This is a genomic window from Pseudomonas sp. S2_H10, from assembly GCF_054668285.1.
Window position 1 is genome coordinate 4828411 of record NZ_CP162754.1, and the last position, 19858, is coordinate 4848268.

At 59.6% G+C, this 19858-nt stretch carries 21 protein-coding genes; 19 read left to right on the forward strand and 2 right to left on the reverse strand.

Translation table 11 applies throughout. The features are described 5' to 3' along the window. Positions 1–68: 68 nt before the first annotated feature. Positions 69–1438 (reverse strand): IS3 family transposase gene (locus tag AB4O16_RS21645; protein ID WP_371925942.1). Its coding sequence is split into 2 segments (ribosomal slippage): positions 69–962 and positions 965–1438, totalling 1368 coding nucleotides; the frame shifts between segments, so codons are not numbered across the junction. 443 nt (positions 1439–1881) lie between these two features. Continuing rightward, a complete protein-coding gene (gene suhB / locus AB4O16_RS21650; protein ID WP_007982736.1) occupies positions 1882–2700 on the reverse strand; it encodes a type III secretion system regulator SuhB in 819 nt (272 codons plus the stop codon). A gap of 146 nt (positions 2701–2846) precedes the next feature. Here suhB and trmJ point away from each other — a divergent pair, with 146 nt between their 5' ends. From trmJ to der, 19 genes are all read left to right on the forward strand, one after another. Beyond that, positions 2847–3617 (forward strand): tRNA (cytosine(32)/uridine(32)-2'-O)-methyltransferase TrmJ, encoded by a 771-nt coding sequence (gene trmJ, locus AB4O16_RS21655; RefSeq protein ID WP_103394285.1) that lies wholly within the window; start codon positions 2847–2849, stop codon positions 3615–3617. A 2-nt stretch (positions 3618–3619) separates the two neighbouring features. Continuing rightward, positions 3620–4396: a serine O-acetyltransferase gene (gene cysE / locus AB4O16_RS21660; protein WP_460155769.1), complete on the forward strand. Its 777-nt coding sequence runs from the start codon at positions 3620–3622 to the stop codon at positions 4394–4396. 264 nt (positions 4397–4660) lie between these two features. After that, positions 4661–5152, forward strand: coding sequence for a Fe-S cluster assembly transcriptional regulator IscR (gene iscR, locus AB4O16_RS21665; RefSeq protein ID WP_007903581.1), 492 nt, complete (start codon positions 4661–4663; stop codon positions 5150–5152). Between the two features lie 50 nt (positions 5153–5202). Continuing rightward, complete coding sequence (locus AB4O16_RS21670; RefSeq protein WP_034150842.1) at positions 5203–6417, forward strand: IscS subfamily cysteine desulfurase; 1215 nt, start codon at positions 5203–5205, stop codon at positions 6415–6417. Between the two features lie 101 nt (positions 6418–6518). Continuing rightward, complete coding sequence (iscU, locus tag AB4O16_RS21675) at positions 6519–6905, forward strand: Fe-S cluster assembly scaffold IscU (protein ID WP_007974006.1); 387 nt, start codon at positions 6519–6521, stop codon at positions 6903–6905. 34 nt (positions 6906–6939) lie between these two features. Beyond that, positions 6940–7263, forward strand: a complete 324-nt coding sequence (gene iscA / locus AB4O16_RS21680; protein WP_003227904.1) for an iron-sulfur cluster assembly protein IscA — start codon at positions 6940–6942, stop codon at positions 7261–7263. A gap of 8 nt (positions 7264–7271) precedes the next feature. Beyond that, positions 7272–7793, forward strand: a complete 522-nt coding sequence (gene hscB / locus AB4O16_RS21685; RefSeq protein ID WP_110660597.1) for a co-chaperone HscB — start codon at positions 7272–7274, stop codon at positions 7791–7793. Between the two features lie 51 nt (positions 7794–7844). Next, the gene (gene hscA, locus AB4O16_RS21690) at positions 7845–9707 is read left to right on the forward strand and encodes a Fe-S protein assembly chaperone HscA (protein WP_460155770.1); all 1863 of its coding nucleotides are present in this window, start codon (positions 7845–7847) and stop codon (positions 9705–9707) included. 2 nt (positions 9708–9709) lie between these two features. Further along, complete coding sequence (gene fdx / locus AB4O16_RS21695) at positions 9710–10051, forward strand: ISC system 2Fe-2S type ferredoxin (RefSeq protein ID WP_060543107.1); 342 nt, start codon at positions 9710–9712, stop codon at positions 10049–10051. Between the two features lie 14 nt (positions 10052–10065). Next, entirely contained in the window at positions 10066–10266 is a 201-nt protein-coding gene (gene iscX, locus AB4O16_RS21700; protein WP_102699123.1) for a Fe-S cluster assembly protein IscX, read from the forward strand. 88 nt (positions 10267–10354) lie between these two features. Continuing rightward, the gene (gene ndk, locus AB4O16_RS21705; RefSeq protein WP_007916882.1) at positions 10355–10780 is read left to right on the forward strand and encodes a nucleoside-diphosphate kinase; all 426 of its coding nucleotides are present in this window, start codon (positions 10355–10357) and stop codon (positions 10778–10780) included. Positions 10781–10808: 28 nt separating this feature from the next. Further along, entirely contained in the window at positions 10809–11957 is a 1149-nt protein-coding gene (rlmN, locus tag AB4O16_RS21710; RefSeq protein WP_460155771.1) for a dual-specificity RNA methyltransferase RlmN, read from the forward strand. 12 nt (positions 11958–11969) lie between these two features. Continuing rightward, positions 11970–12728 carry a type IV pilus biogenesis/stability protein PilW gene (gene pilW, locus AB4O16_RS21715; RefSeq protein WP_160390250.1) on the forward strand — a complete coding sequence of 253 codons (759 nt, stop codon included), beginning with the start codon at positions 11970–11972 and terminating at the stop codon, positions 12726–12728. Then, on the forward strand, positions 12728–13747 hold the full coding sequence (locus tag AB4O16_RS21720) for a RodZ domain-containing protein (protein WP_460155772.1): 1020 nt from the start codon (positions 12728–12730) through the stop codon (positions 13745–13747). Before pilW ends, AB4O16_RS21720 begins: the two co-directional genes overlap by 1 nt. 3 nt (positions 13748–13750) lie before the next feature. Then, positions 13751–14860 (forward strand): flavodoxin-dependent (E)-4-hydroxy-3-methylbut-2-enyl-diphosphate synthase, encoded by a 1110-nt coding sequence (ispG, locus tag AB4O16_RS21725; protein ID WP_007944259.1) that lies wholly within the window; start codon positions 13751–13753, stop codon positions 14858–14860. A gap of 22 nt (positions 14861–14882) precedes the next feature. After that, on the forward strand, positions 14883–16172 hold the full coding sequence (gene hisS, locus AB4O16_RS21730; protein ID WP_160390248.1) for a histidine--tRNA ligase: 1290 nt from the start codon (positions 14883–14885) through the stop codon (positions 16170–16172). A gap of 41 nt (positions 16173–16213) precedes the next feature. Then, on the forward strand, positions 16214–16855 hold the full coding sequence (locus AB4O16_RS21735; protein ID WP_160390247.1) for a YfgM family protein: 642 nt from the start codon (positions 16214–16216) through the stop codon (positions 16853–16855). Continuing rightward, positions 16848–17999, forward strand: coding sequence for an outer membrane protein assembly factor BamB (bamB, locus tag AB4O16_RS21740; protein WP_160390246.1), 1152 nt, complete (start codon positions 16848–16850; stop codon positions 17997–17999). The genes AB4O16_RS21735 and bamB overlap by 8 nt, the downstream gene beginning before the upstream one ends. A gap of 235 nt (positions 18000–18234) precedes the next feature. Beyond that, a complete protein-coding gene (gene der, locus AB4O16_RS21745) occupies positions 18235–19704 on the forward strand; it encodes a ribosome biogenesis GTPase Der (protein ID WP_160390245.1) in 1470 nt (489 codons plus the stop codon). Positions 19705–19858 lie beyond the last annotated feature (154 nt).

Genomic DNA, 19858 nt, shown 5'->3' on the forward strand with positions numbered 1-19858 from the left:
TGGCAAGCCAGCTCCCACAAGGGCGTTGGAGTTGCCGGAAATGGACTGACCCCAAAATGTTGGACGGTCTACTGCCACATGCCCACTGACTGAGTCCTGTATTCCACAGGACTCAGTCCGCCGAGCTTTGATTTGATCCGATCATGATTGTAGTAACTGATGTACTCGTCCAGCCCTACATTCAGCTCTTCCAGGTTCTCGAAGCGTTTGAGGTAGAAAAACTCGGACTTCAGGGTGCCGAAGAAGCTCTCCATCGCCGCATTGTCGAGGCAGTTTCCCTTACGTGACATGCTCTGCTTTATGCCGCGTTGCTTCAGCGCATGCTGATAGCGAGGTTGCTGATACTGCCAGCCTTGGTCGGAGTGAAGCAGCAGATGAGTCGGTCCTCGTAGGCGCTCGAAGGCCTTTTCCAGCATTCCGGTCACCAAAGCAAAGCACGGTCGCGGGGCCGTTTCATAGGCGATGATCTCACCGTTGTACAAGTCCATTACCGGCGACAGATAGAGTTTCTTTGATCCGACCTTGAACTCGGTGACGTCAGTTACCCACTTCTGATTGGGCCGTTGCGCGACGAAATTACGCTCCAGGAGATTCGCCGCTATGGTTCCAATTTGCCCCTTGTAGGATCGATATTTTTTGGGGCGCACCAAGGACTTAAGGCCCATGCGATCCATTAAGCGCTGAATCATTTTTTCACTGACCGACTCTTTCTTTTGAAGCGCCAAAGCGATGCGGCGATAGCCAAATCGCCCTTCGTGCTCGTCGTAGAGGTCTCGGATCTTCGTTTTCAGCGAGGCGTATTTGTCGGGTTTCTGAAGGGCGCTGACCTGGTAATAGAACGTGCTGCGAGCCAGGTTGGCTAGCTTGAGCAGACCGTCCAGAGGAAACCTGGATCTCAACGCCATTACGGCGATGGTTTTTTCCCGGGGCGACTCCTCTTCGAAACCTCCTTTATCTCTTCGAGCTTTTTTAGGTAAGCGTTCTCCATACGCAGGTGTTCGAGTTCGGCCTTCAGTTGCTCTCGGCTCTTCGAATCGTCGTCCACGGATTGGGATTGATCAGGGACAGGCGTTTTTTTGGGCATGACGACAGCCTTTTTTCTCTTGGGTACGATCAGGACAGGAAGACCGCCACTGTAGTACTGCCGCTCCCAAATGCCCACCTGCGAGGACTGACCAAGCCCGAACCGCGCGGCGACTTCCCGATGTGAGAGCCGCTCCTTTTGCATGCATTGGATGACTGAGCGTTTAAATGCCGCGCTGTAATGGCGACCATGAGATTGCAGGCCAGCACTGCCTCGGGCCCGATAGGTGGCGACCCAGCGCCGAAGCAGGCTGCAGTCGATCAAGTAGCGGTGAGCTACCTTGCGAAAACCTACATTGCCGTTGATATAAGCCTCAATGGCCGTAATTTTGAACTGAAGCGAAAACTTGCCCATGGAAACACCGCCAAAAGTCAGGATTGGTGTCCAGCTTTTGGGGTGCAGTCCAAATTGTAGGAGCCGGCTTGCTGGCGAATGATGCCGCGCGGTTTGTCAGATACACCGCTATCGCTGGCAAGCCAGCTCCCACAAGGGCGTTGGAGTTGCCGGAATTGTAGGAGCCGGCTTGCTGGCGATAGCGGTGTAGCAGTCGACATCAATAGTGAATGTCAGACCGAATCGCCAGCAAGCCGGCTCCTACAGGAGGGTGGGTGTTGCTGGTGATAACTACAGGGGATTGCGGGATTTGTAGGAGCCGGCTTGCCGGCGATAGCGGTGTGGCAGTCGACATCAATAGTGAAAGTCAGACCGAATCGCCAGCAAGCCGGCTCCTACAAAGGGCGCCTGAATTTCGGGCATAAAAAAGCACCCCGACGGGTGCTTTTTCTGTCGCTGGACGCTTAGCGTTTCAGCGAGGCCGGCAGGTGCGGCTGGATCGCCGTCAGCACTGCCTTGAAGCATTTGGTGTTGCCGGCAACGACGTGGCCTTTTTCAAGGAAGTCGTGACCACCGGTGAAGTCGCTCACCAGGCCGCCCGCTTCCTGGATCAGCAGGGCGCCCGCAGCCATGTCCCACTCGGACAGGCCCGACTCCCAGAACGCGTCGAAACGGCCAGCGGCCACGTAGGCCAGGTCCAGGCTCGCCGAACCTGCGCGACGGATGCCGGCGGTCTGGCCAACCAGGGCGCGGAACATGCCCAGGTAGTTGTCGAGGTTGTCCATCTGGTCGTCACGGAACGGGAAGCCGGTACCCAGCAGGGCGCCGTCCAGGCTGGTGCGGCCGCTGACGCGCAGGCGACGACCGTTCAGTTGAGCGCCGCGACCACGGCTGGCGGTGAATTCTTCCTGGCGAACCGGGTCCAGAACAACAGCGTGTTCCAGGCGACCGCGGTATTTGCAGGCGATGCTGACAGCGAAATGAGGAATGCCGCGCAGGAAGTTGGTGGTGCCGTCCAGCGGATCGATGATCCACAGGTACTCTTCGCCTTCGATGCCGGTGCCGGCGTGCATGCCGGTCTCTTCACCCATGATCGAGTGATTCGGGTAAGCCTTGCGCAGGGCGTCGATGATTTTCTGTTCGGCGGCGCGATCCACCTCGGATACGTAATCCTTGGCGTCTTTTTCGTCGACCTTGATGGTATCCAGGCGCTCGATGGAGCGGAAGATCAATTCACTGGCGCTGCGGGCGGCGCGCAGCGCGATATTCAGCATGGGCTGCATGGATGTGTCACCTAAGGTTGTTAAAGAAAGCCGGGCATTCTATCAGAAAGTTTCTACAGGAGAAGGACGACGTTCGCTTTCATGGCTTAACGGTAGGATGAGCTGTAAGATTCCGCTCCCGATTATCGTGTTCGAGAGCGCCTCCCTTGCTGCAAAACATTCGTGTCGTCCTGGTCAATACCAGTCATCCGGGCAATATCGGCGGGGCTGCGCGTGCCATGAAGAACATGGGCCTGTCGCGGCTGGTGCTGGTCGAACCTCGTCTGTTCCCGCACCACGAGGCCGATGCCCGTGCTTCTGGTGCCGGGGATATCCTTGAAAACGCGCAAGTCGTCGCCACTTTGGAAGATGCCCTGGTCGGCTGCAACCTGGTGCTCGGCACCAGCGCCCGCGACCGGCGGATTCCCTGGCCGCTGCTCGATCCCCGCGAGTGCGGTACCAAAGTGGTCGAGGAAGCCGGGCAGGGTGCGGAGATTGCCCTGGTGTTCGGTCGTGAAGATTCCGGCCTGACCAACGAAGAGCTGCAGCGATGTCATTATCACGTGCACATCCCCTCAGACCCTGAGTTCAGTTCGCTGAACCTTGGGGCAGCGGTGCAGGTGTTGGGTTATGAAGTGCGCATGTCCTGGCTCGCTGCCCAAGGCCAGCCGAGCAAGGTCGAGAAGGAAGAAGTGGCTTCGGTCAAAAGCGCTGAGCTTGCGACCATGGACGAGCTGGAACGATTCTATGAGCACCTGGAGCAGACCCTGGTGGCCATCGAGTTCCTCGATCCGGAAAAGCCGCGGCACTTGATGGCGCGCCTGCGCCGGTTGTACGGACGCAGCTCGGTCAGCCGGGCGGAAATGAATATATTGCGTGGCATCCTCACGGAAACCCAGAAAGCGGCCCGTGGTGAGCTTCTAAAGCGGAAGGATTAATGATGTTCGAGCGTTTGCGTGAAGATATCCAGAGCGTATTCCACCGAGACCCGGCGGCGCGTAACGCTTTTGAAGTACTGACCTGCTACCCGGGCATGCACGCCATCTGGATTCATCGTCTGGCGGGGATGCTGTGGCGCAATGAGTTGAAATGGCTGGCGCGGCTGGTGTCGAACTTCGGTCGCTGGTTGACCGGGATCGAGATCCATCCGGGTGCCAAGGTCGGTCGTCGTTTTTTCATCGACCATGGCATGGGCATTGTCATTGGTGAAACCGCCGAAATCGGCGATGACGTGACCATTTATCAGGGCGTGACCCTGGGTGGCACCAGCTGGAACAAGGGCAAGCGTCACCCGACCCTGGGTGATGGTGTCGTGGTCGGGGCGGGCGCCAAGGTGCTCGGTCCGTTCACCGTCGGTGCCGGGGCCAAGGTCGGTTCCAATGCCGTCGTGACCAAGGAAGTGCCGCCGGGCGCCACTGTGGTGGGCATTCCGGGGCGGATCATCGTCAAGCCCGACGAAGAGCAGGATGCCAAGCGCAAGGCCATGGCCGAGAAGATCGGTTTTGATGCCTACGGCGTGACCGAAGACATGCCGGACCCGGTGGCGCGTGCCATCAATCAATTGCTCGATCATCTGCAGGCGGTCGATGGGCGGCTGGAGGGGGTGTGCGGGGCATTGAAGGATCTGGGCAGCAATTACTGTGCGAAAGATCTGCCTGAGCTGCGCGAAGAAGACTTCGCCTGTGTGAAGGACAAGGATCAGAGCCAGGCCAGCTAGACCGAGTCGCCCCATCGCGGGCAAGCCCGCTCCCACAGGGATTTTCGGTGTTCACACAATCTGTGTTTCAGCCGAGGCCCTGTGGGAGCGTGGCTTGCCCGCGATGAACGATAACTCGGTACTACTGGCTGTTCACACCCAGCCTTTGCTATGATGCGCCCGCTCTTTTGCGGGTAATCCTGACTAAAGTACTAGGTCTTATAGTTGACTTAAATACTCGGGAATTGCATACTCGCCCCATTCCGAACTCCGTGGTAATTGTCCATGCGACTGACTACAAAAGGCCGATACGCCGTGACCGCCATGCTTGACCTGGCGTTGCACGCGCAGCACGGGCCCGTGTCCCTGGCCGATATCTCCGAGCGCCAAGGCATCTCCCTGTCCTACCTCGAACAGCTTTTCGCCAAATTGCGCCGCAGCAACCTGGTGTCCAGCGTTCGCGGTCCAGGCGGCGGCTACCAGTTGTCCCGCGACATGCAGGGCATCCAGGTCGCCCAGGTGATCGATGCGGTGAACGAATCGGTCGATGCCACCAAATGCCAGGGCCAGGGTGATTGCCATCAAGGCGACACTTGCCTGACTCACCACTTGTGGTGCGACCTGAGCCTGCAGATCCACGAATTTCTGAGCGGTATCAGCTTGGCTGACCTTGTGACTCGCCGTGAGGTGCAAGAAGTAGCCCAGCGTCAGGATCAACGCCGTTGCAACAGCAAGGCGCCACGCCTGGACAAGATTGAAGCGTCCGCCGTCGAATGACAGCCACAGAGCTAACGGCACGCCAGCCAGCCTGATTTAGGAGATAGTCCATGAAATTGCCGATTTACCTTGATTACTCTGCGACTACCCCGGTTGATCCGCGTGTCGCGCAAAAGATGAGTGAATGCCTGCTGGTCGACGGAAACTTCGGTAACCCGGCGTCCCGTTCCCACGTGTTCGGCTGGAAAGCTGAAGAGTCCGTTGAAAACGCCCGTCGTCAGGTGGCCGATCTGGTCAACGCCGATCCGCGCGAAATCGTCTGGACCTCCGGTGCCACCGAATCCGACAACCTGGCAATCAAGGGTGCGGCACATTTCTATGCCACCAAAGGCAAGCACCTGATCACCACCAAGATTGAGCACAAGGCTGTCCTCGACACCATGCGCCAACTGGAGCGTGAAGGTTTTGAAGTGACCTACATCGAGCCTCGTACCGACGGCCTGGTGACCCCTGAGATGATCGAAGCCGAACTGCGCGACGACACCATCCTGGTTTCGGTCATGCACGTGAACAACGAAATCGGCACCGTCAACGACATCGCTGCGATCGGCGAGCTGCTGCGTTCCAAAGGCATCCTGTTCCACGTCGACGCCGCTCAGTCCACCGGCAAGGTCGAAATCGACCTGCAGAAGCTGAAAGTCGACATGATGTCCTTCTCTGCCCACAAGACCTACGGTCCTAAAGGCATCGGCGCCCTGTACGTAAGCCGCAAGCCGCGCGTACGTATCGAAGCGACCATGCACGGTGGCGGTCACGAGCGCGGCATGCGTTCCGGTACCCTGGCCACTCACCAGATCGTCGGCATGGGTGAAGCGTTCCGCGTAGCCAAGGAAGACATGGCTGCCGAGAACGTGCGCATCAAGGCCTTGAGCGACCGTTTCTACAAGCAGGTCGAGCACCTGGAAGAGCTGTACGTCAACGGCAGCCTGACCGCCCGCGTTCCGCACAACCTGAACCTGAGCTTCAACTACGTTGAAGGCGAGTCGCTGATCATGGCACTCAAGGATCTGGCGGTGTCGTCCGGTTCGGCCTGCACCTCGGCGTCCCTGGAGCCTTCGTACGTACTGCGCGCCCTGGGCCGCAACGACGAACTGGCACACAGCTCGATCCGCTTCACCTTCGGCCGCTTCACCACCGAAGAAGAAATCGATTACGCCGCGCAGAAAGTCTGCGAGGCCGTTACCAAGCTGCGCGCTTTGTCGCCGCTGTGGGACATGTACAAAGACGGCGTCGATATCTCGAAGATCGAGTGGGCGGCACACTAACTATAGAAGCCGCCGGATACGGGTCCTGTAGCAGCGCGGCGGTAAACGCAGCGCAACTGCAGGGTCTCAAGAGCGGCCCTGATGAGTGAGGATTGAGAATCATGGCTTACAGCGAAAAGGTCATCGACCACTACGAAAACCCGCGCAACGTCGGCAAGATGGACGCGGAAGATCCTGATGTCGGCACCGGCATGGTCGGCGCGCCGGCGTGCGGCGACGTGATGCGCCTGCAGATCAAGGTCAACGACGCCGGCATCATCGAAGATGCCAAGTTCAAGACCTACGGCTGCGGTTCGGCTATCGCCTCCAGCTCCCTCGCCACCGAGTGGATGAAGGGCAAGACCCTGGACGAAGCGGAAACCATCAAGAACACTCAGCTGGCTGAAGAACTGGCCCTGCCGCCAGTGAAAATTCACTGCTCCGTGCTCGCTGAAGACGCTATCAAAGCGGCCGTTCGCGACTACAAGCAGAAGAAAGGCTTGATCTGATTTTCGAGTTTTGGCGACGAGTAAGGAGTCACCGATGGCTATCAGCATGACAGAAGCGGCTGCTCGACACGTGCGGCGCTCCCTCGACGGGCGCGGCAAAGGTGAAGGGATTCGTCTGGGTGTTCGCACCACGGGCTGTTCCGGCCTTGCCTACGTGCTGGAGTTTGTCGACGAGGTGGTTGCAGAGGATCAGGTGTTCGAGAGTCACGGCGAAAAAGTGATCATCGACCCGAAGAGCCTGGCCTACCTGGACGGCACCGAGCTCGATTTCGTCAAGGAAGGGTTGAACGAAGGCTTCAAGTTCAACAACCCCAACGTACGCGGTGAATGTGGCTGCGGCGAAAGCTTCAACATCTGAGGCTTGTCGTGGGAACTCCTTGTCATTTCGCTTTATTTGAGCTGCAACCGAGTTTCGATCTGGACCTCGACCAGTTGGCTACGCGCTACCGTGAGTTGGCGCGCAGTGTTCATCCGGACCGCTTTGCCGACGCTTCCGAGCGTGAGCAGCGGCTGGCGCTAGAGCAATCCGCGAGCCTCAACGAGGCCTACCAGACGCTCAAGAACCCACCCAAGCGCGCGCGTTACCTGCTCGCCTTGAATGGTGGCGAGCTGCCGCTGGAGGTCACGGTGCATGATCCGGAGTTTCTTCTGCAGCAGATGGAGCTGCGTGAAGAGCTCGAAGACCTGCAGGACAGCGCCGACCTCAAGGGCGTTGCCGTCTTCAAGCGTCGCCTGAAGGCTGCCCAGGATGAACTGAACCAAAGCTTCGCAGCTTGCTGGAACGATGCCGCGCAACGCGAAAAGGCCGAACGCCTGATGCGGCGCATGCAGTTCCTCGACAAGCTCACCTACGAAGTGCGCCAGTTAGAAGAGCGCCTCGACGATTAACCCAGTGCCGCTCCGGTCGCACGCCTGATATACAGATAAGTCCTGATAACGATGGCCCTACTGCAGATCGCCGAACCCGGCCAAAGTCCTCAACCGCACCAGCGTCGCCTGGCTGTGGGGATCGACTTGGGCACTACCAATTCGCTGGTCGCTGCATTGCGCAGTGGTCTTTCCGAGCCGCTTGCCGACGCAGAAGGGCGGGTCATCCTGCCGTCTGCCGTGCGCTATCACGCCGATCGCGTCGAGGTTGGCGAATCCGCCAAGCTGGCTGCCGCTACCGATCCCTTGAACACCGTGCTGTCGGTCAAGCGCTTGATGGGTCGTGGTCTGTCCGACGTCAAGCAGTTGGGTGATCAGTTGCCGTACCGCTTTGTCGGTGGCGAGTCGCACATGCCGTTCATCGAGACGATCCAGGGCCCGAAAAGCCCGGTCGAAGTCTCTGCCGATATCCTCAAGGTCCTGCGTCAGCGCGCTGAAGCGACCCTGGGTGGCGAGTTGGTCGGCGCGGTGATCACGGTTCCGGCCTATTTCGACGACGCTCAGCGTCAAGCCACCAAGGATGCGGCCAAGCTGGCCGGTCTGAACGTGCTGCGTTTGCTCAACGAGCCGACCGCGGCAGCCGTGGCTTATGGTCTGGACCAGCACGCCGAAGGCCTGGTCGCGATTTACGACCTGGGTGGCGGTACTTTCGATATTTCGATTCTGCGCCTGACCGGCGGTGTCTTCGAAGTGTTGGCTACCGGTGGCGACAGCGCCCTGGGCGGCGATGACTTCGACCACGCCATTGCTGGCTGGATCATCGAGAGCGCCGGTTTGTCCGCCGATCTCGATCCGGGCGCGCAACGTCAACTGCTGCAAACCGCCTGTGCGGCCAAGGAAGCGCTGACCAATGCCCTGTCGGTCGAAGTGGCCCACGGCGACTGGAAAGCCGAGCTGACCCGCGAAGCCTTCGATGCTTTGATCGAGCCGATGGTCGCGCGCAGCCTGAAAGCCTGCCGTCGCGCTGTTCGCGATTCCGGTGTCGAGCTGGAAGACGTGCATGCGGTCGTCATGGTTGGCGGTTCGACCCGCGTGCCGCGTGTTCGCGAAGCCGTGGCAGAGGCCTTCGGTCGTCAGCCGCTGACTGAAATCGACCCGGACCAAGTGGTGGCCATTGGTGCCGCGATCCAGGCCGATACCCTGGCGGGCAACAAGCGCGATGGCGATGAACTGCTGCTGCTGGACGTGATTCCGTTGTCCCTGGGGCTGGAAACCATGGGCGGCCTGATGGAGAAGGTGATTCCGCGCAACACCACCATCCCCGTTGCCCGCGCCCAGGACTTCACTACTTATAAAGACGGCCAGTCGGCCATGGCGATCCACGTGTTGCAGGGCGAGCGCGAGCTGATCAGCGACTGCCGCTCCCTGGCACGCTTCGAATTGCGCGGCATTCCGGCGATGGTGGCCGGTGCGGCGAAGATTCGCGTGACCTTCCAGGTCGATGCCGACGGTCTGCTCAGTGTTTCCGCCCGCGAATTGGGTTCGGGCGTCGAGGCCAGCATCCAGGTCAAGCCGTCCTACGGCCTGACCGACGGCGAAATCGCCAAGATGCTCAAGGACTCGTTCCAGCATGCCAACGACGACAAGGTTGCCCGCGTATTGCGCGAGCAGCAGGTCGATGCCCAGCGTCTGGTCGAGGCCGTGCAGGCTGCTCTTGAGGTCGATGGCGAGCGCCTGCTCGATGCCGAAGAGCGCATGGTCATCGACATGCAGGTGCAGGAGCTGACCGAACTGATGAAAGGCACCGATGGTTTCGCCATCGAGCAACAGACCAAGCGTCTGTCGCAAGTGACCGATGCCTTTGCCGCCCGTCGTATGGATTCGACCGTGAAAGCCGCTCTGGCGGGCCGCAACCTGAATGAGATTGAGGAATAACGATGCCGCAGGTCATTTTTCTGCCACACGAGAAGTTCTGCCCTGAAGGCATGGTTGTTGAGGCCGAAACCGGTACCTCCATCCTCGAACTGGCCCACGAACACCACATCGAGATGGAAAGTGCCTGCGGCGGCGTCTGCGCCTGCACCACTTGCCACTGCATCATCCGCGAGGGTTTCGACTCGCTGGAAGAGGCTGACGAGCTGGAAGAAGACTACCTTGATAAGGCTTGGGGTCTTGAGCGCGAGTCCCGCCTGGGCTGCCAGGCCAAGGTCGGTACCGAAGACCTGACCGTCGAAATTCCAAAGTACTCGCTCAACCACGCAGCCGAAGCACCGCACTGATTCAAGGAATTGTCATGAAACTCAAGTGGACTGATGTGCTGGAGATCGCGATCCAGCTGGCCGAAAGCAAGCCCGACGTGGACCCTATGTCGGTCAACTTCGTCGATCTGCGTAAATGGGTAATGGAATTGCCCGATTTCGACGACTTGCCTGAGCATTGTGGCGAAAAGATCCTGGAGGCCATTCAGGCCCACTGGATCGAAGAACGCGACTGAGCCACGCCGCAGGTTAGGCAATACCCGAGAACCCGCGTATAATTCGCGGGTTTAATTTTTCGTAAATTACCGTTTCTGGAGTTACACCATGGCTGTTCAACGTACTTTCTCCATCATCAAGCCTGACGCCGTTGCTAAAAACGTGATCGGCGAGATCACCACTCGTTTTGAAAAAGCTGGCCTGCGCGTTGTAGCTTCGAAACTGAAGCAACTGTCCAAAGCCGAAGCTGAAGGCTTCTACGCTGAGCACAGCGCTCGTGGTTTCTTCGGCGACCTGGTTGCTTTCATGATCTCCGGTCCGGTTGTCGTTCAGGTTCTGGAAGGCGAAAACGCTATCGCTCTGAACCGTGAGCTGATGGGCGCTACCAACCCTAAAGAAGCTGCTGCCGGCACCATCCGCGCTGACTTCGCTGATTCCATCGACGCCAACGCCGTACACGGTTCGGACTCCGAAGCCGCTGCCGCTCGCGAAATCTCGTACTTCTTCGCAGCTACTGAAGTAACCACTCGCTAAGCATTGGCTTAAGAGTGAAGGTGAATCCATGACTACATCGACTGTAAAAATCAACCTGCTGGGTCTGACTCAGCTGGAAATGGAAAAATTCTTCGACTCAATCGGGGAGAAGCGTTTCCGTGCCGGTCAGGTAATGAAATGGATTCACCACTTTGGTGTCGATGATTTCGACGCCATGACGAACGTCAGCAAGGCCTTGCGCGAAAAGCTCAAGGCTGTTGCTGAAGTTCGCGGTCCGGAAGTGGTCAGCGAGGACATCTCCAGCGACGGCACCCGTAAGTGGGTGGTGCGCGTGGCGTCCGGCAGCTGCGTCGAGACCGTGTACATTCCCCAGGGCAAACGCGGCACCTTGTGCGTTTCGTCCCAGGCAGGCTGTGCCCTGGATTGCAGTTTCTGCTCCACCGGCAAGCAAGGCTTCAACAGCAACCTCACCGCCGCCGAAGTCATCGGCCAGGTGTGGATTGCCAACAAATCCTTTGGCAGCGTCCCGGCAACCGTCGACCGTGCCATCACCAACGTGGTGATGATGGGCATGGGTGAGCCGCTGCTGAACTTCGACAACGTCGTCGCGGCCATGCATTTGATGATGGACGACCTGGGCTACGGCATTTCCAAGCGCCGTGTGACCCTGTCGACTTCCGGCGTGGTGCCGATGATCGATGAGCTGTCCAAGCACATCGACGTCTCCCTGGCGTTGTCCCTGCACGCACCGAATGACGCATTGCGTAACCAATTGGTGCCGATCAACAAGAAGTATCCGCTTAAGATGCTGCTCGAGTCGTGCCAGCGCTACATGTCGTCCCTGGGCGAAAAGCGCGTGCTGACAATCGAGTACACCTTGCTCAAAGACGTGAACGACAAGGTCGAGCACGCCGTGGAAATGATCGAGCTGCTCAAGAACATCCCGTGCAAGATCAACCTGATCCCGTTCAATCCGTTCCCGCATTCCGGGTACGAGCGGCCGAGCAACAACGCCATTCGTCGTTTCCAGGATCAGCTGCATCATGCCGGTTTCAACGTCACCGTCCGCACCACCCGTGGTGAAGACATCGACGCCGCCTGTGGTCAATTGGTAGGACAGGTGCTGGATCGCACCCGTCGCAGCGAACGTTACATCGCCGTGCGTGAATTGAACGCCGACAGCGATCTGGCGACGAACGCTGCGAACAACAACTAAGAGAGGATCTCTATGTCCCTGCGCTTTGCGCTGCTTTTGCTGTTGGCCAGCCTGTGTGCTGGCTGCGTGCTTTCGGGTGACTACAACCCGATGAAGACCAGCAAGGGCCGTGATGAAGCGCGCGGGGCGTATGTGCAACTCGGTATCGGGTATTTGCAGCAAGGCATGACCGAACGCGCCAAGGTTCCGCTGAAGAAAGCGCTGGAGCTCGATGGCTCCGACCCTGATGCCAACGCGGCGCTGGCGCTGGTGTTCCAGGCCGAGATGGAGCCTGAGCTGGCCGACGAGCATTTTCGCAAGGCACTGTCCTCCCGTCCCTCCGATGCGCGAATCCTCAACAACTACGGCAGTTTTCTTTTCGGGCAGGAACGTTACAGGCAAGCCTACGAGCGCTTTGAACAAGCGGCTGCCGATACGCTGTATCCTGAGCGTTCGCGGGTGTTCGAGAACCTCGGCATGACCGCTGCGATGCTGGGGCAGCGCGAGCTGGCCCGGGAGCAACTGGAAAAAGCCCTGCGCCTGAACCGGCGACAACCTCGTGCATTGCTGGAAATGGCTGAGTTGTCTTACGAAGACAGGCATTATGTGCCCGCGCGAGACTATTACGACGGTTTTAGCCAGCTCTCCGAACAAAATGCACGTAGTCTATTGCTCGGCATTCGGCTGGCAAAAGTGTTCGAAGATCGCGACAAGGCCGCAAGCCAAGGCCTGCAACTAAAAAGACTCTATCCCGGTACGCCGGAATATCAGCAATACCTGTCGGAGCAATGATGAAAGCGGCGCATCCCGAAGTTGTAGCAGCGAATCGCGTTAACCCCGGTGAGACTTTGCGCCAGGCCCGCGAAAGCAATGGCTGGTCGCTGGCCGAAGTGGCTCTCAAGCTCAACCTCACCACCACTTCCCTGAGCAATCTGGAAGCCGGCGCTTTCGACAAGCTACCCGGGCATACCTTTGCCCGCGGCTACATTCGCGCCTATGCCAAATTGCTCGGCATGGACCAGGCCGTTCTGGTCCAGCAATTCGATCAATCCACCGGCACCGATTCCCAGGGCAGCAGTGTTCACAGCCTGGGCCGTATCGAAGAGCCGGTGCGGGTTTCCCATACCATTTTGCGTATCGTCAGCCTGCTGTTGCTGGTCGCGGTGATTGGCGGCGGTTTTGTCTGGTGGCAGGATCAGACGTCGATGCGCACCAAGGACCTGATCGGCCTGGCTCCGGAGCACGTTGAAGTCGAAGGCGCCGACGGTACGACGCAGATTCATCCGCTGGACGAGCCGGAAGACCAGGCCGTCGTGGAAGGTCAGACCGAAGGCAGCACCGCCCTCGCGCTGCCACAGGCCGAGACTCCGGCTGAAGCGCCGGCAGAGGCTCAGGCGACCGCACCCGTCACCCCTGCAACGCCGGTTGCTCCGGCCGCGCCTGCTCACAACGCCGCGCCGGTGACCCCGGCAGCTGCGGCCCCGGCAGCTCCTGCCGTTCCGGCCCCGGTGGTGACTGCCCCGGTTGCGCCTGTCGCGCCTGCTCCGGCGGTAACCGCGCCAGTGGCCGGTCAAGGCCAGGTCCAGGTGCAGTTCACCGCCGATTGCTGGACACAAGTGACCGACGGTGGCGGCAAGGTGCTGTTCAGCGGTCTCAAGCGCAAAGGCGACAGCCTGGCAGTCAATGGCAAGCCACCGTTCGCCGTACGTCTGGGTTTTGCCCGCGGCGCTCAGGTCAGCTATAACGGCCAACCGGTCGATGTCGCTCCGTTCACCAGTGGCGAGACTGCTCGCCTGAAGTTGGGTCAATAAGTCATGCACGGCGAATCTCCAATCAAACGTCGCGAATCCCGCAAGATCTGGGTCGGTAACGTGCCTGTTGGCGGCGATGCGCCTATCGCTGTGCAGAGCATGACCAACAGCGACACCAACGATGTCGCGGCCACTGTCGCGCAAATCAATCGCCTGGAAGCGGCCGGCGTCGATATCGTGCGGATTTCCGTACCGGACATGGACGCCGCCGAAGCCTTTGGCAAGATCAAGCAACTGGTCAAAGTCCCCCTGGTTGCCGACATCCATTTCGACTACAGGATCGCATTGCGCGTAGCCGAACTGGGCGTTGACTGCCTGCGGATCAACCCGGGCAACATCGGTCGCGAAGACCGTGTGCGCGCGGTGGTCGATGCCGCCCGCGACCGCGGCATCCCGATCCGCATCGGCGTGAACGCCGGTTCCCTGGAAAAAGACCTGCAAAAGAAGTACGGCGAGCCGACCCCGGCTGCGCTGGTCGAGTCTGCCTTGCGTCACGTCGAGCACCTCGAGCGCCTGAACTTCCAGGACTTCAAGGTCAGCGTGAAAGCTTCCGACGTGTTCATGGCCGTTGAAGCGTACCGCCTGCTGGCCAAGGAAATCGTCCAGCCGCTGCACCTGGGCATCACCGAAGCCGGTGGTTTACGTTCAGGCACGGTGAAATCCGCCGTGGGCCTCGGTATGCTGCTCGCCGAAGGGATTGGCGATACTATCCGCATCTCGTTGGCGGCCGACCCGGTCGAGGAAGTGAAAGTCGGCTACGACATTCTCAAATCCCTGCACCTGCGTTCCCGTGGCATCAACTTCATCGCCTGCCCGAGCTGCTCGCGGCAGAACTTCGATGTGGTCAAGACCATGAACGAGCTGGAAGGGCGCCTCGAAGATTTGCTGGTACCGCTGGATGTCGCGGTCATCGGCTGCGTGGTCAACGGCCCGGGTGAAGCCAAGGAAGCCCATATCGGCTTGACCGGCGGTACGCCGAACCTGATTTACATCGACGGCAAGCCGTCGCAGAAACTGACGAATGACAATCTGGTGGATGAGCTTGAACGCTTGATCCGCCAGAAAGCGGCCGAAAAGGTCGAAGCTGACGCTGCCGTTATTGCGCGCGGCTGATCGAACGAATTAAGGAAATTTTGTGAGCAAGTCATTGCAAGCCATTCGTGGCATGAACGACATCCTGCCCGAACAGACCCCCTTGTGGCGTCATTTCGAAGGCACCGTTTCGCGTCTGCTGGATAACTACGGTTACAAGCAGATCCGCATGCCGATCGTCGAGTTCACCGAACTGTTCAAGCGTTCGATCGGTGAAGTGACCGACATCGTCGAAAAAGAGATGTACACCTTCGACGACCGCAACGGCGACTCCCTGACCCTGCGCCCTGAAGGCACGGCGGCCTGTGTGCGCGCAGTGCTGGAGCACGGCATCACCGGCGGTGGCCAGGTGCAGAAGCTCTGGTACATCGGCCCGATGTTCCGTCACGAGCGCCCGCAGAAAGGCCGTTATCGCCAGTTCCACCAGATCGGTGTCGAAGTGTTCAACCTCGACGGTCCGGACATCGACGCCGAGCTAATCGTGCTGACCTGGCGCCTGTGGGGCGAGCTGGGCATCCGCGATGCGGTGAAACTCGAGCTCAACAGTCTGGGTACCAGCGAGTCCCGTGGTCGTTATCGCGAAGCACTGGTCGAGTTCCTGTCGCAACACCTGGACAAGCTGGACGAAGACAGCCAGCGCCGCCTGAAGACCAACCCGCTGCGCGTCCTGGACACCAAGAACGCCGAGACCCAGGCGATTCTGGTCGATGCGCCGAAAATGGCCGACTACCTCGACGAAGAATCCCGCGTGCACTTCGAGGGCCTCAAGGCTCGCCTGGACGCCGCCGGCATTCCTTACGTGATCAACCCGAAGCTGGTGCGCGGGCTGGATTACTACAGCAAGACCGTTTTCGAATGGGTCACCGACAAGCTCGGCGCCCAGGGCACCGTCTGCGCTGGCGGCCGTTACGACGGTCTGGTCGAGCAGATGGGCGGCAAGCCGACCGCGGGCGTAGGCTTCGCGATGGGCATCGAACGCCTGGTGCTGCTGCTGGAAACCCTGGAGCAGATCCCGGAAGAAATTTCGCGCCAGGTTGATGTCTATCTCTGCGCCTTCGGTGAAGCCGCCGAACTCGCCGGCCTGACCCTGGCGGAGCGCGTGCGTGACCAGTTGCCCAACCTGCGCCTGCAAGTGAACGCCGGCGCCGGCAGTTTCAAAAGCCAGTTCAAGAAGGCCGACAAGAGCGGTGCGCTGTACGCGCTGATCCTCGGTGACGACGAAATGGCCCAGCAAGTGGTAGGTTTCAAACCCCTGCGTGGCCAGGGCGAACAACAAAGCATTGCCTGGGATGCGCTTGCAGCGCACCTGGCCACCTGCGTCGTGCAGGGTTGAAGCTGTCTAAACAGCCGAATTAGCGATTAAGGAGTATTGGGGTGTCGAGTACCGAAGACGAACAGCTGGCGGATTTCAAGGAGTGGTGGTCACGCAACGGCAAGCCCCTGGTGACTGGCGGCCTGTTGGCGCTGGTCATCGTGTTCGGCTGGCAGGCGTTCCACAAGTATCAGAGCAATCAGTCGCAAGGCGCCTCGATTCTCTATCAGCAATTGCTCGAAACCACGCTGACGCCTGACGGCAAGCCTGATGCGGCCCGTGTTTCGGACCTGGCCGGCAAGCTCAACAGCGAGTTCGGCGGCAGCGCCTACGCGCAGTACGGCAGCCTGTTCGTGGCCAAGGTCGCGGTCGACAGCGGCAAGCTGGACGACGCAGCCAGCGAGCTCAAAGCCATTGTCGCCAAACCGGCCAACCCGGCGCTGGGCGAAATCGCCCGTCAGCGTCTGGCTCAGGTGCTCGGCGCGCAGAACAAGGCCGACGAAGCGCTGAAACTGCTCGAAGGCGATGCCGACAAGGCATTCCTGGCCACTCGCGAAGAGCTCAAGGGCGACCTGCTGGTGCAGTTGGGCCGTACCGAAGAAGCGAGCGCGGCGTATCAAAAAGCCAAGGCGGCACTGTCGGATGAAGCGGCGGTCGGTGGCCTGCAAATCAAGCTGGACGACCTGGCCAAAGGGGATGCGTGACGTGATTCGTTGGAAACATGCAGCATTGCTGGCCCTGGCCTTGTTGGCCGCGGGTTGCAGCAGCAACAGCAAAAAAGAACTGCCACCGGCCGAGCTGGTCGACTTCAAGGAAGAAGTGGTTCTGCAAAAGCAGTGGAGTCGTTCGATCGGTGACGGTCAGGGCGAAACCTACAACATGCTGGTTCCGGCCATCGATGGCGATACCATCTATGCCGCCGACGTCACTGGCGTGTTGATGGCGATGGACCGCCACACCGGCGACGTCAAATGGAAGAAAGACCTCGAGCTGCCTGTCTCCGGCGCCGTTGGCGTTGCTTACGGTCTGGTCACCATTGGTACGATCAAGGGTGAAATCGTTGCCCTGGACGCGATCAACGGTGAAGAAAAGTGGCGCGCTCGCGTGTCCAGCGAAGTACTGGCGCCGCCAGCCAACAACGGTGACGTCGTGGTGGTTCAGACCCAGGACGATCGTCTGATCGGCCTGGATGCCGCCACCGGTGACCGTCGCTGGATCTATGACAGCACGCCTGCGGTACTGACCCTGCGTGGTACCAGTGCGCCGATCGTGACCAACCGCCTCGCGGTGGCTGGCCTGTCGACCGGTAAAGTGGTTGCCGTGGACATCACCAACGGCGTGCCGGTATGGGAACAGCGCGTAGCGATCCCGCAAGGTCGTTCGGAACTGGAGCGCGTGGTCGATATCGACGGTGGCTTGCTGCTGTCGGGCGAGACCCTGTATGTCGCCAGCTATCAGGGGCGCGTTGCCGCTCTGGACCTGCAAAGCGGCCGCCAGCTCTGGCAGCGTGATGCTTCCAGCTACGCCGGTGTTGCCCAGGGTTTTGGCACCGTTTACGTAAGCCTGTCTTCGGGTACCGTTGAAGGCGTCGACGAGCGTTCCACCACAGCCTTGTGGAGCAACGATTCGCTGGCCCGCCGTCAACTGTCGGCCCCGGAAGTGTTCTCCAGCTACGTTGCAGTCGGTGACCTGGAAGGTTACCTGCACCTGCTGAGTCAGGTGGACGGCCGTTTCGTTGGCCGTGAGCGCATCGACAGCGACGGCCTGCGTGCCCGTCCGCTGGTGGTGGGCGACACGATTTATGTATATGGCAACAGCGGCAAACTGGAAGCCCTGACCATCAAGTAACAACTATGCTTGGGGTTTAACCCCCAAGCGGCTTCACTGTTTGTACAACTGTAGGAGCGAGCATGCTCGCGATGGACGCCAACGATGACGCTGGCGTCCTAAATAAACGCGCTGCCCTGGCGTTTTTCGCGAGCAGGCTCGCTCCCACAGAAAAGCACACAGTGATTGCCCCGAGCACCAGCCGCTGCCTCGCAGCGGCTTTTGTATTTTCTGAAATAACGAAGTGGAGAGCCGCATGGTTCCCGTAATCGCCCTGGTGGGCCGACCAAACGTCGGCAAGTCCACCTTGTTCAACCGCCTGACCAGGACTCGCGACGCCATCGTCGGCGACTTGTCCGGTCTGACCCGTGATCGCCAGTACGGTGAGGCCAAGTGGCAAGGGCGTTCCTACATTCTGGTCGACACCGGTGGTATCTCCGGTGACGAGCACGGTATGGACGAAAAAATGGCCGAGCAATCGCTGCTGGCCATTGAAGAAGCGGATGTTGTGCTGTTCCTGGTAGATGCCAAGGCCGGTTTTACCGCCGCCGACCAGATGATCGCCGAGCATTTGCGCAAACGTAACAAGCGTTCCTACGTGGTTGCCAACAAGGTCGACAACATCGACCCTGAAATGGCCCGCGCCGAATTCGCTCCGTTGGGCATGGGACACGCGATCCCGATCGCTGGCGCTCATGGTCGTGGCATCACCCAGATGCTGGAAATCGCCCTGAGCGAATTCCCGAAAGACGAAGAAGAGCCGGAAGAAGGCGAGGAAGAAGACGTCGCCGAAGGCGAGGAAGCCAAGCGCATTCCTGGTCCAAGCGAAAAAGACGGGATCAAGATTGCGATCATCGGCCGTCCGAACGTCGGCAAGTCGACCCTGGTCAACCGCATGCTCGGCGAAGACCGGGTCATCGTCTACGACCAGCCCGGCACCACCCGCGACAGTATCTACATCCCGTTCGAGCGTAACGACGAGAAGTACACGCTGATCGACACCGCCGGTGTGCGCAAGCGCGGCAAGATCCACGAAGAAGTCGAAAAGTTCTCCGTGGTCAAAACCCTGCAGGCGATCAAAGACGCCAACGTGGTGATCTTCGTGATGGACGCCCGCGAAGGCGTGGTGGATCACGACCTCAACCTGCTGGGCTTCGCCATTGAGTCGGGTCGTGCGTTGGTCATCGCGATCAACAAGTGGGACGGCATGACGCCGAGCGAGCGCGACTTCGTGAAGGTCGAGCTGCAACGTCGTCTGTTCTTTGTCGACTACGCCGACATCCACTTCATCTCGGCGCTGCACGGCACTGGCGTGGGCAACCTCTATGCCTCCGTACAGAACTCGTTCAAGTCCGCGGTCACCCGCTGGCCGACCAACCGTCTGACCCAGATCCTCGAAGACGCCGTTGGCGAGCACGCGCCACCGATGGTCAACAACCGCCGGATCAAGCTGCGCTATGCCCACTTGGGTGGTGCGAACCCGCCGATCATCGTGATCCACGGCAACCAGATCGAGAAAGTGCCGAAGTCGTATGTGCGCTATCTGGAAAACACTTACCGCCGTGTGCTGAAGCTGGTCGGTACGCCGATCCGCATCGAGTTCAAGGGCGGCGAGAACCCGTACGAAGGCAACAAGAACTCGCTCACCGACCGTCAGGTCAACAAGAAGCGTCGCTTGATGTCGCACCACAAGAAGGCCGACAAGAAGCGTCGTGACAAGCGCTGATCTACGGCTTGCTCGACTCCTGTGGGAGCGGGCTTGCCCGCGATGAACGATTGCGCGGTGTTCCTGTTACACCGCAGCGTGGCCATCGCGGGCAAGCCACGCTCCCACAGGATCGGGTTCCAGAAAGGGCGCTTTATGCGCCCTTTTTTTATGG

What these genes read in the sequence shown, in the direction of transcription:
- rlmN (WP_460155771.1), top strand. Translation starts at nt 10,809, where the DNA reads ATGACTACATCGACTGTAAAAATCAACCTGCTGGGTCTGACTCAGCTG.
- hscA (WP_460155770.1), top strand. Translation starts at nt 7,845, where the DNA reads ATGGCCCTACTGCAGATCGCCGAACCCGGCCAAAGTCCTCAACCGCAC.
- iscU (WP_007974006.1), top strand. Translation starts at nt 6,519, where the DNA reads ATGGCTTACAGCGAAAAGGTCATCGACCACTACGAAAACCCGCGCAAC.
- fdx (WP_060543107.1), top strand. Translation starts at nt 9,710, where the DNA reads ATGCCGCAGGTCATTTTTCTGCCACACGAGAAGTTCTGCCCTGAAGGC.
- iscA (WP_003227904.1), top strand. Translation starts at nt 6,940, where the DNA reads ATGGCTATCAGCATGACAGAAGCGGCTGCTCGACACGTGCGGCGCTCC.
- bamB (WP_160390246.1), top strand. Translation starts at nt 16,848, where the DNA reads ATGCGTGACGTGATTCGTTGGAAACATGCAGCATTGCTGGCCCTGGCC.
- suhB (WP_007982736.1), bottom strand. Translation starts at nt 2,700, where the DNA reads ATGCAGCCCATGCTGAATATCGCGCTGCGCGCCGCCCGCAGCGCCAGT.
- pilW (WP_160390250.1), top strand. Translation starts at nt 11,970, where the DNA reads ATGTCCCTGCGCTTTGCGCTGCTTTTGCTGTTGGCCAGCCTGTGTGCT.
- iscX (WP_102699123.1), top strand. Translation starts at nt 10,066, where the DNA reads ATGAAACTCAAGTGGACTGATGTGCTGGAGATCGCGATCCAGCTGGCC.
- ispG (WP_007944259.1), top strand. Translation starts at nt 13,751, where the DNA reads ATGCACGGCGAATCTCCAATCAAACGTCGCGAATCCCGCAAGATCTGG.
- cysE (WP_460155769.1), top strand. Translation starts at nt 3,620, where the DNA reads ATGTTCGAGCGTTTGCGTGAAGATATCCAGAGCGTATTCCACCGAGAC.
- AB4O16_RS21720 (WP_460155772.1), top strand. Translation starts at nt 12,728, where the DNA reads ATGAAAGCGGCGCATCCCGAAGTTGTAGCAGCGAATCGCGTTAACCCC.
- der (WP_160390245.1), top strand. Translation starts at nt 18,235, where the DNA reads ATGGTTCCCGTAATCGCCCTGGTGGGCCGACCAAACGTCGGCAAGTCC.
- ndk (WP_007916882.1), top strand. Translation starts at nt 10,355, where the DNA reads ATGGCTGTTCAACGTACTTTCTCCATCATCAAGCCTGACGCCGTTGCT.
- iscR (WP_007903581.1), top strand. Translation starts at nt 4,661, where the DNA reads ATGCGACTGACTACAAAAGGCCGATACGCCGTGACCGCCATGCTTGAC.
- AB4O16_RS21670 (WP_034150842.1), top strand. Translation starts at nt 5,203, where the DNA reads ATGAAATTGCCGATTTACCTTGATTACTCTGCGACTACCCCGGTTGAT.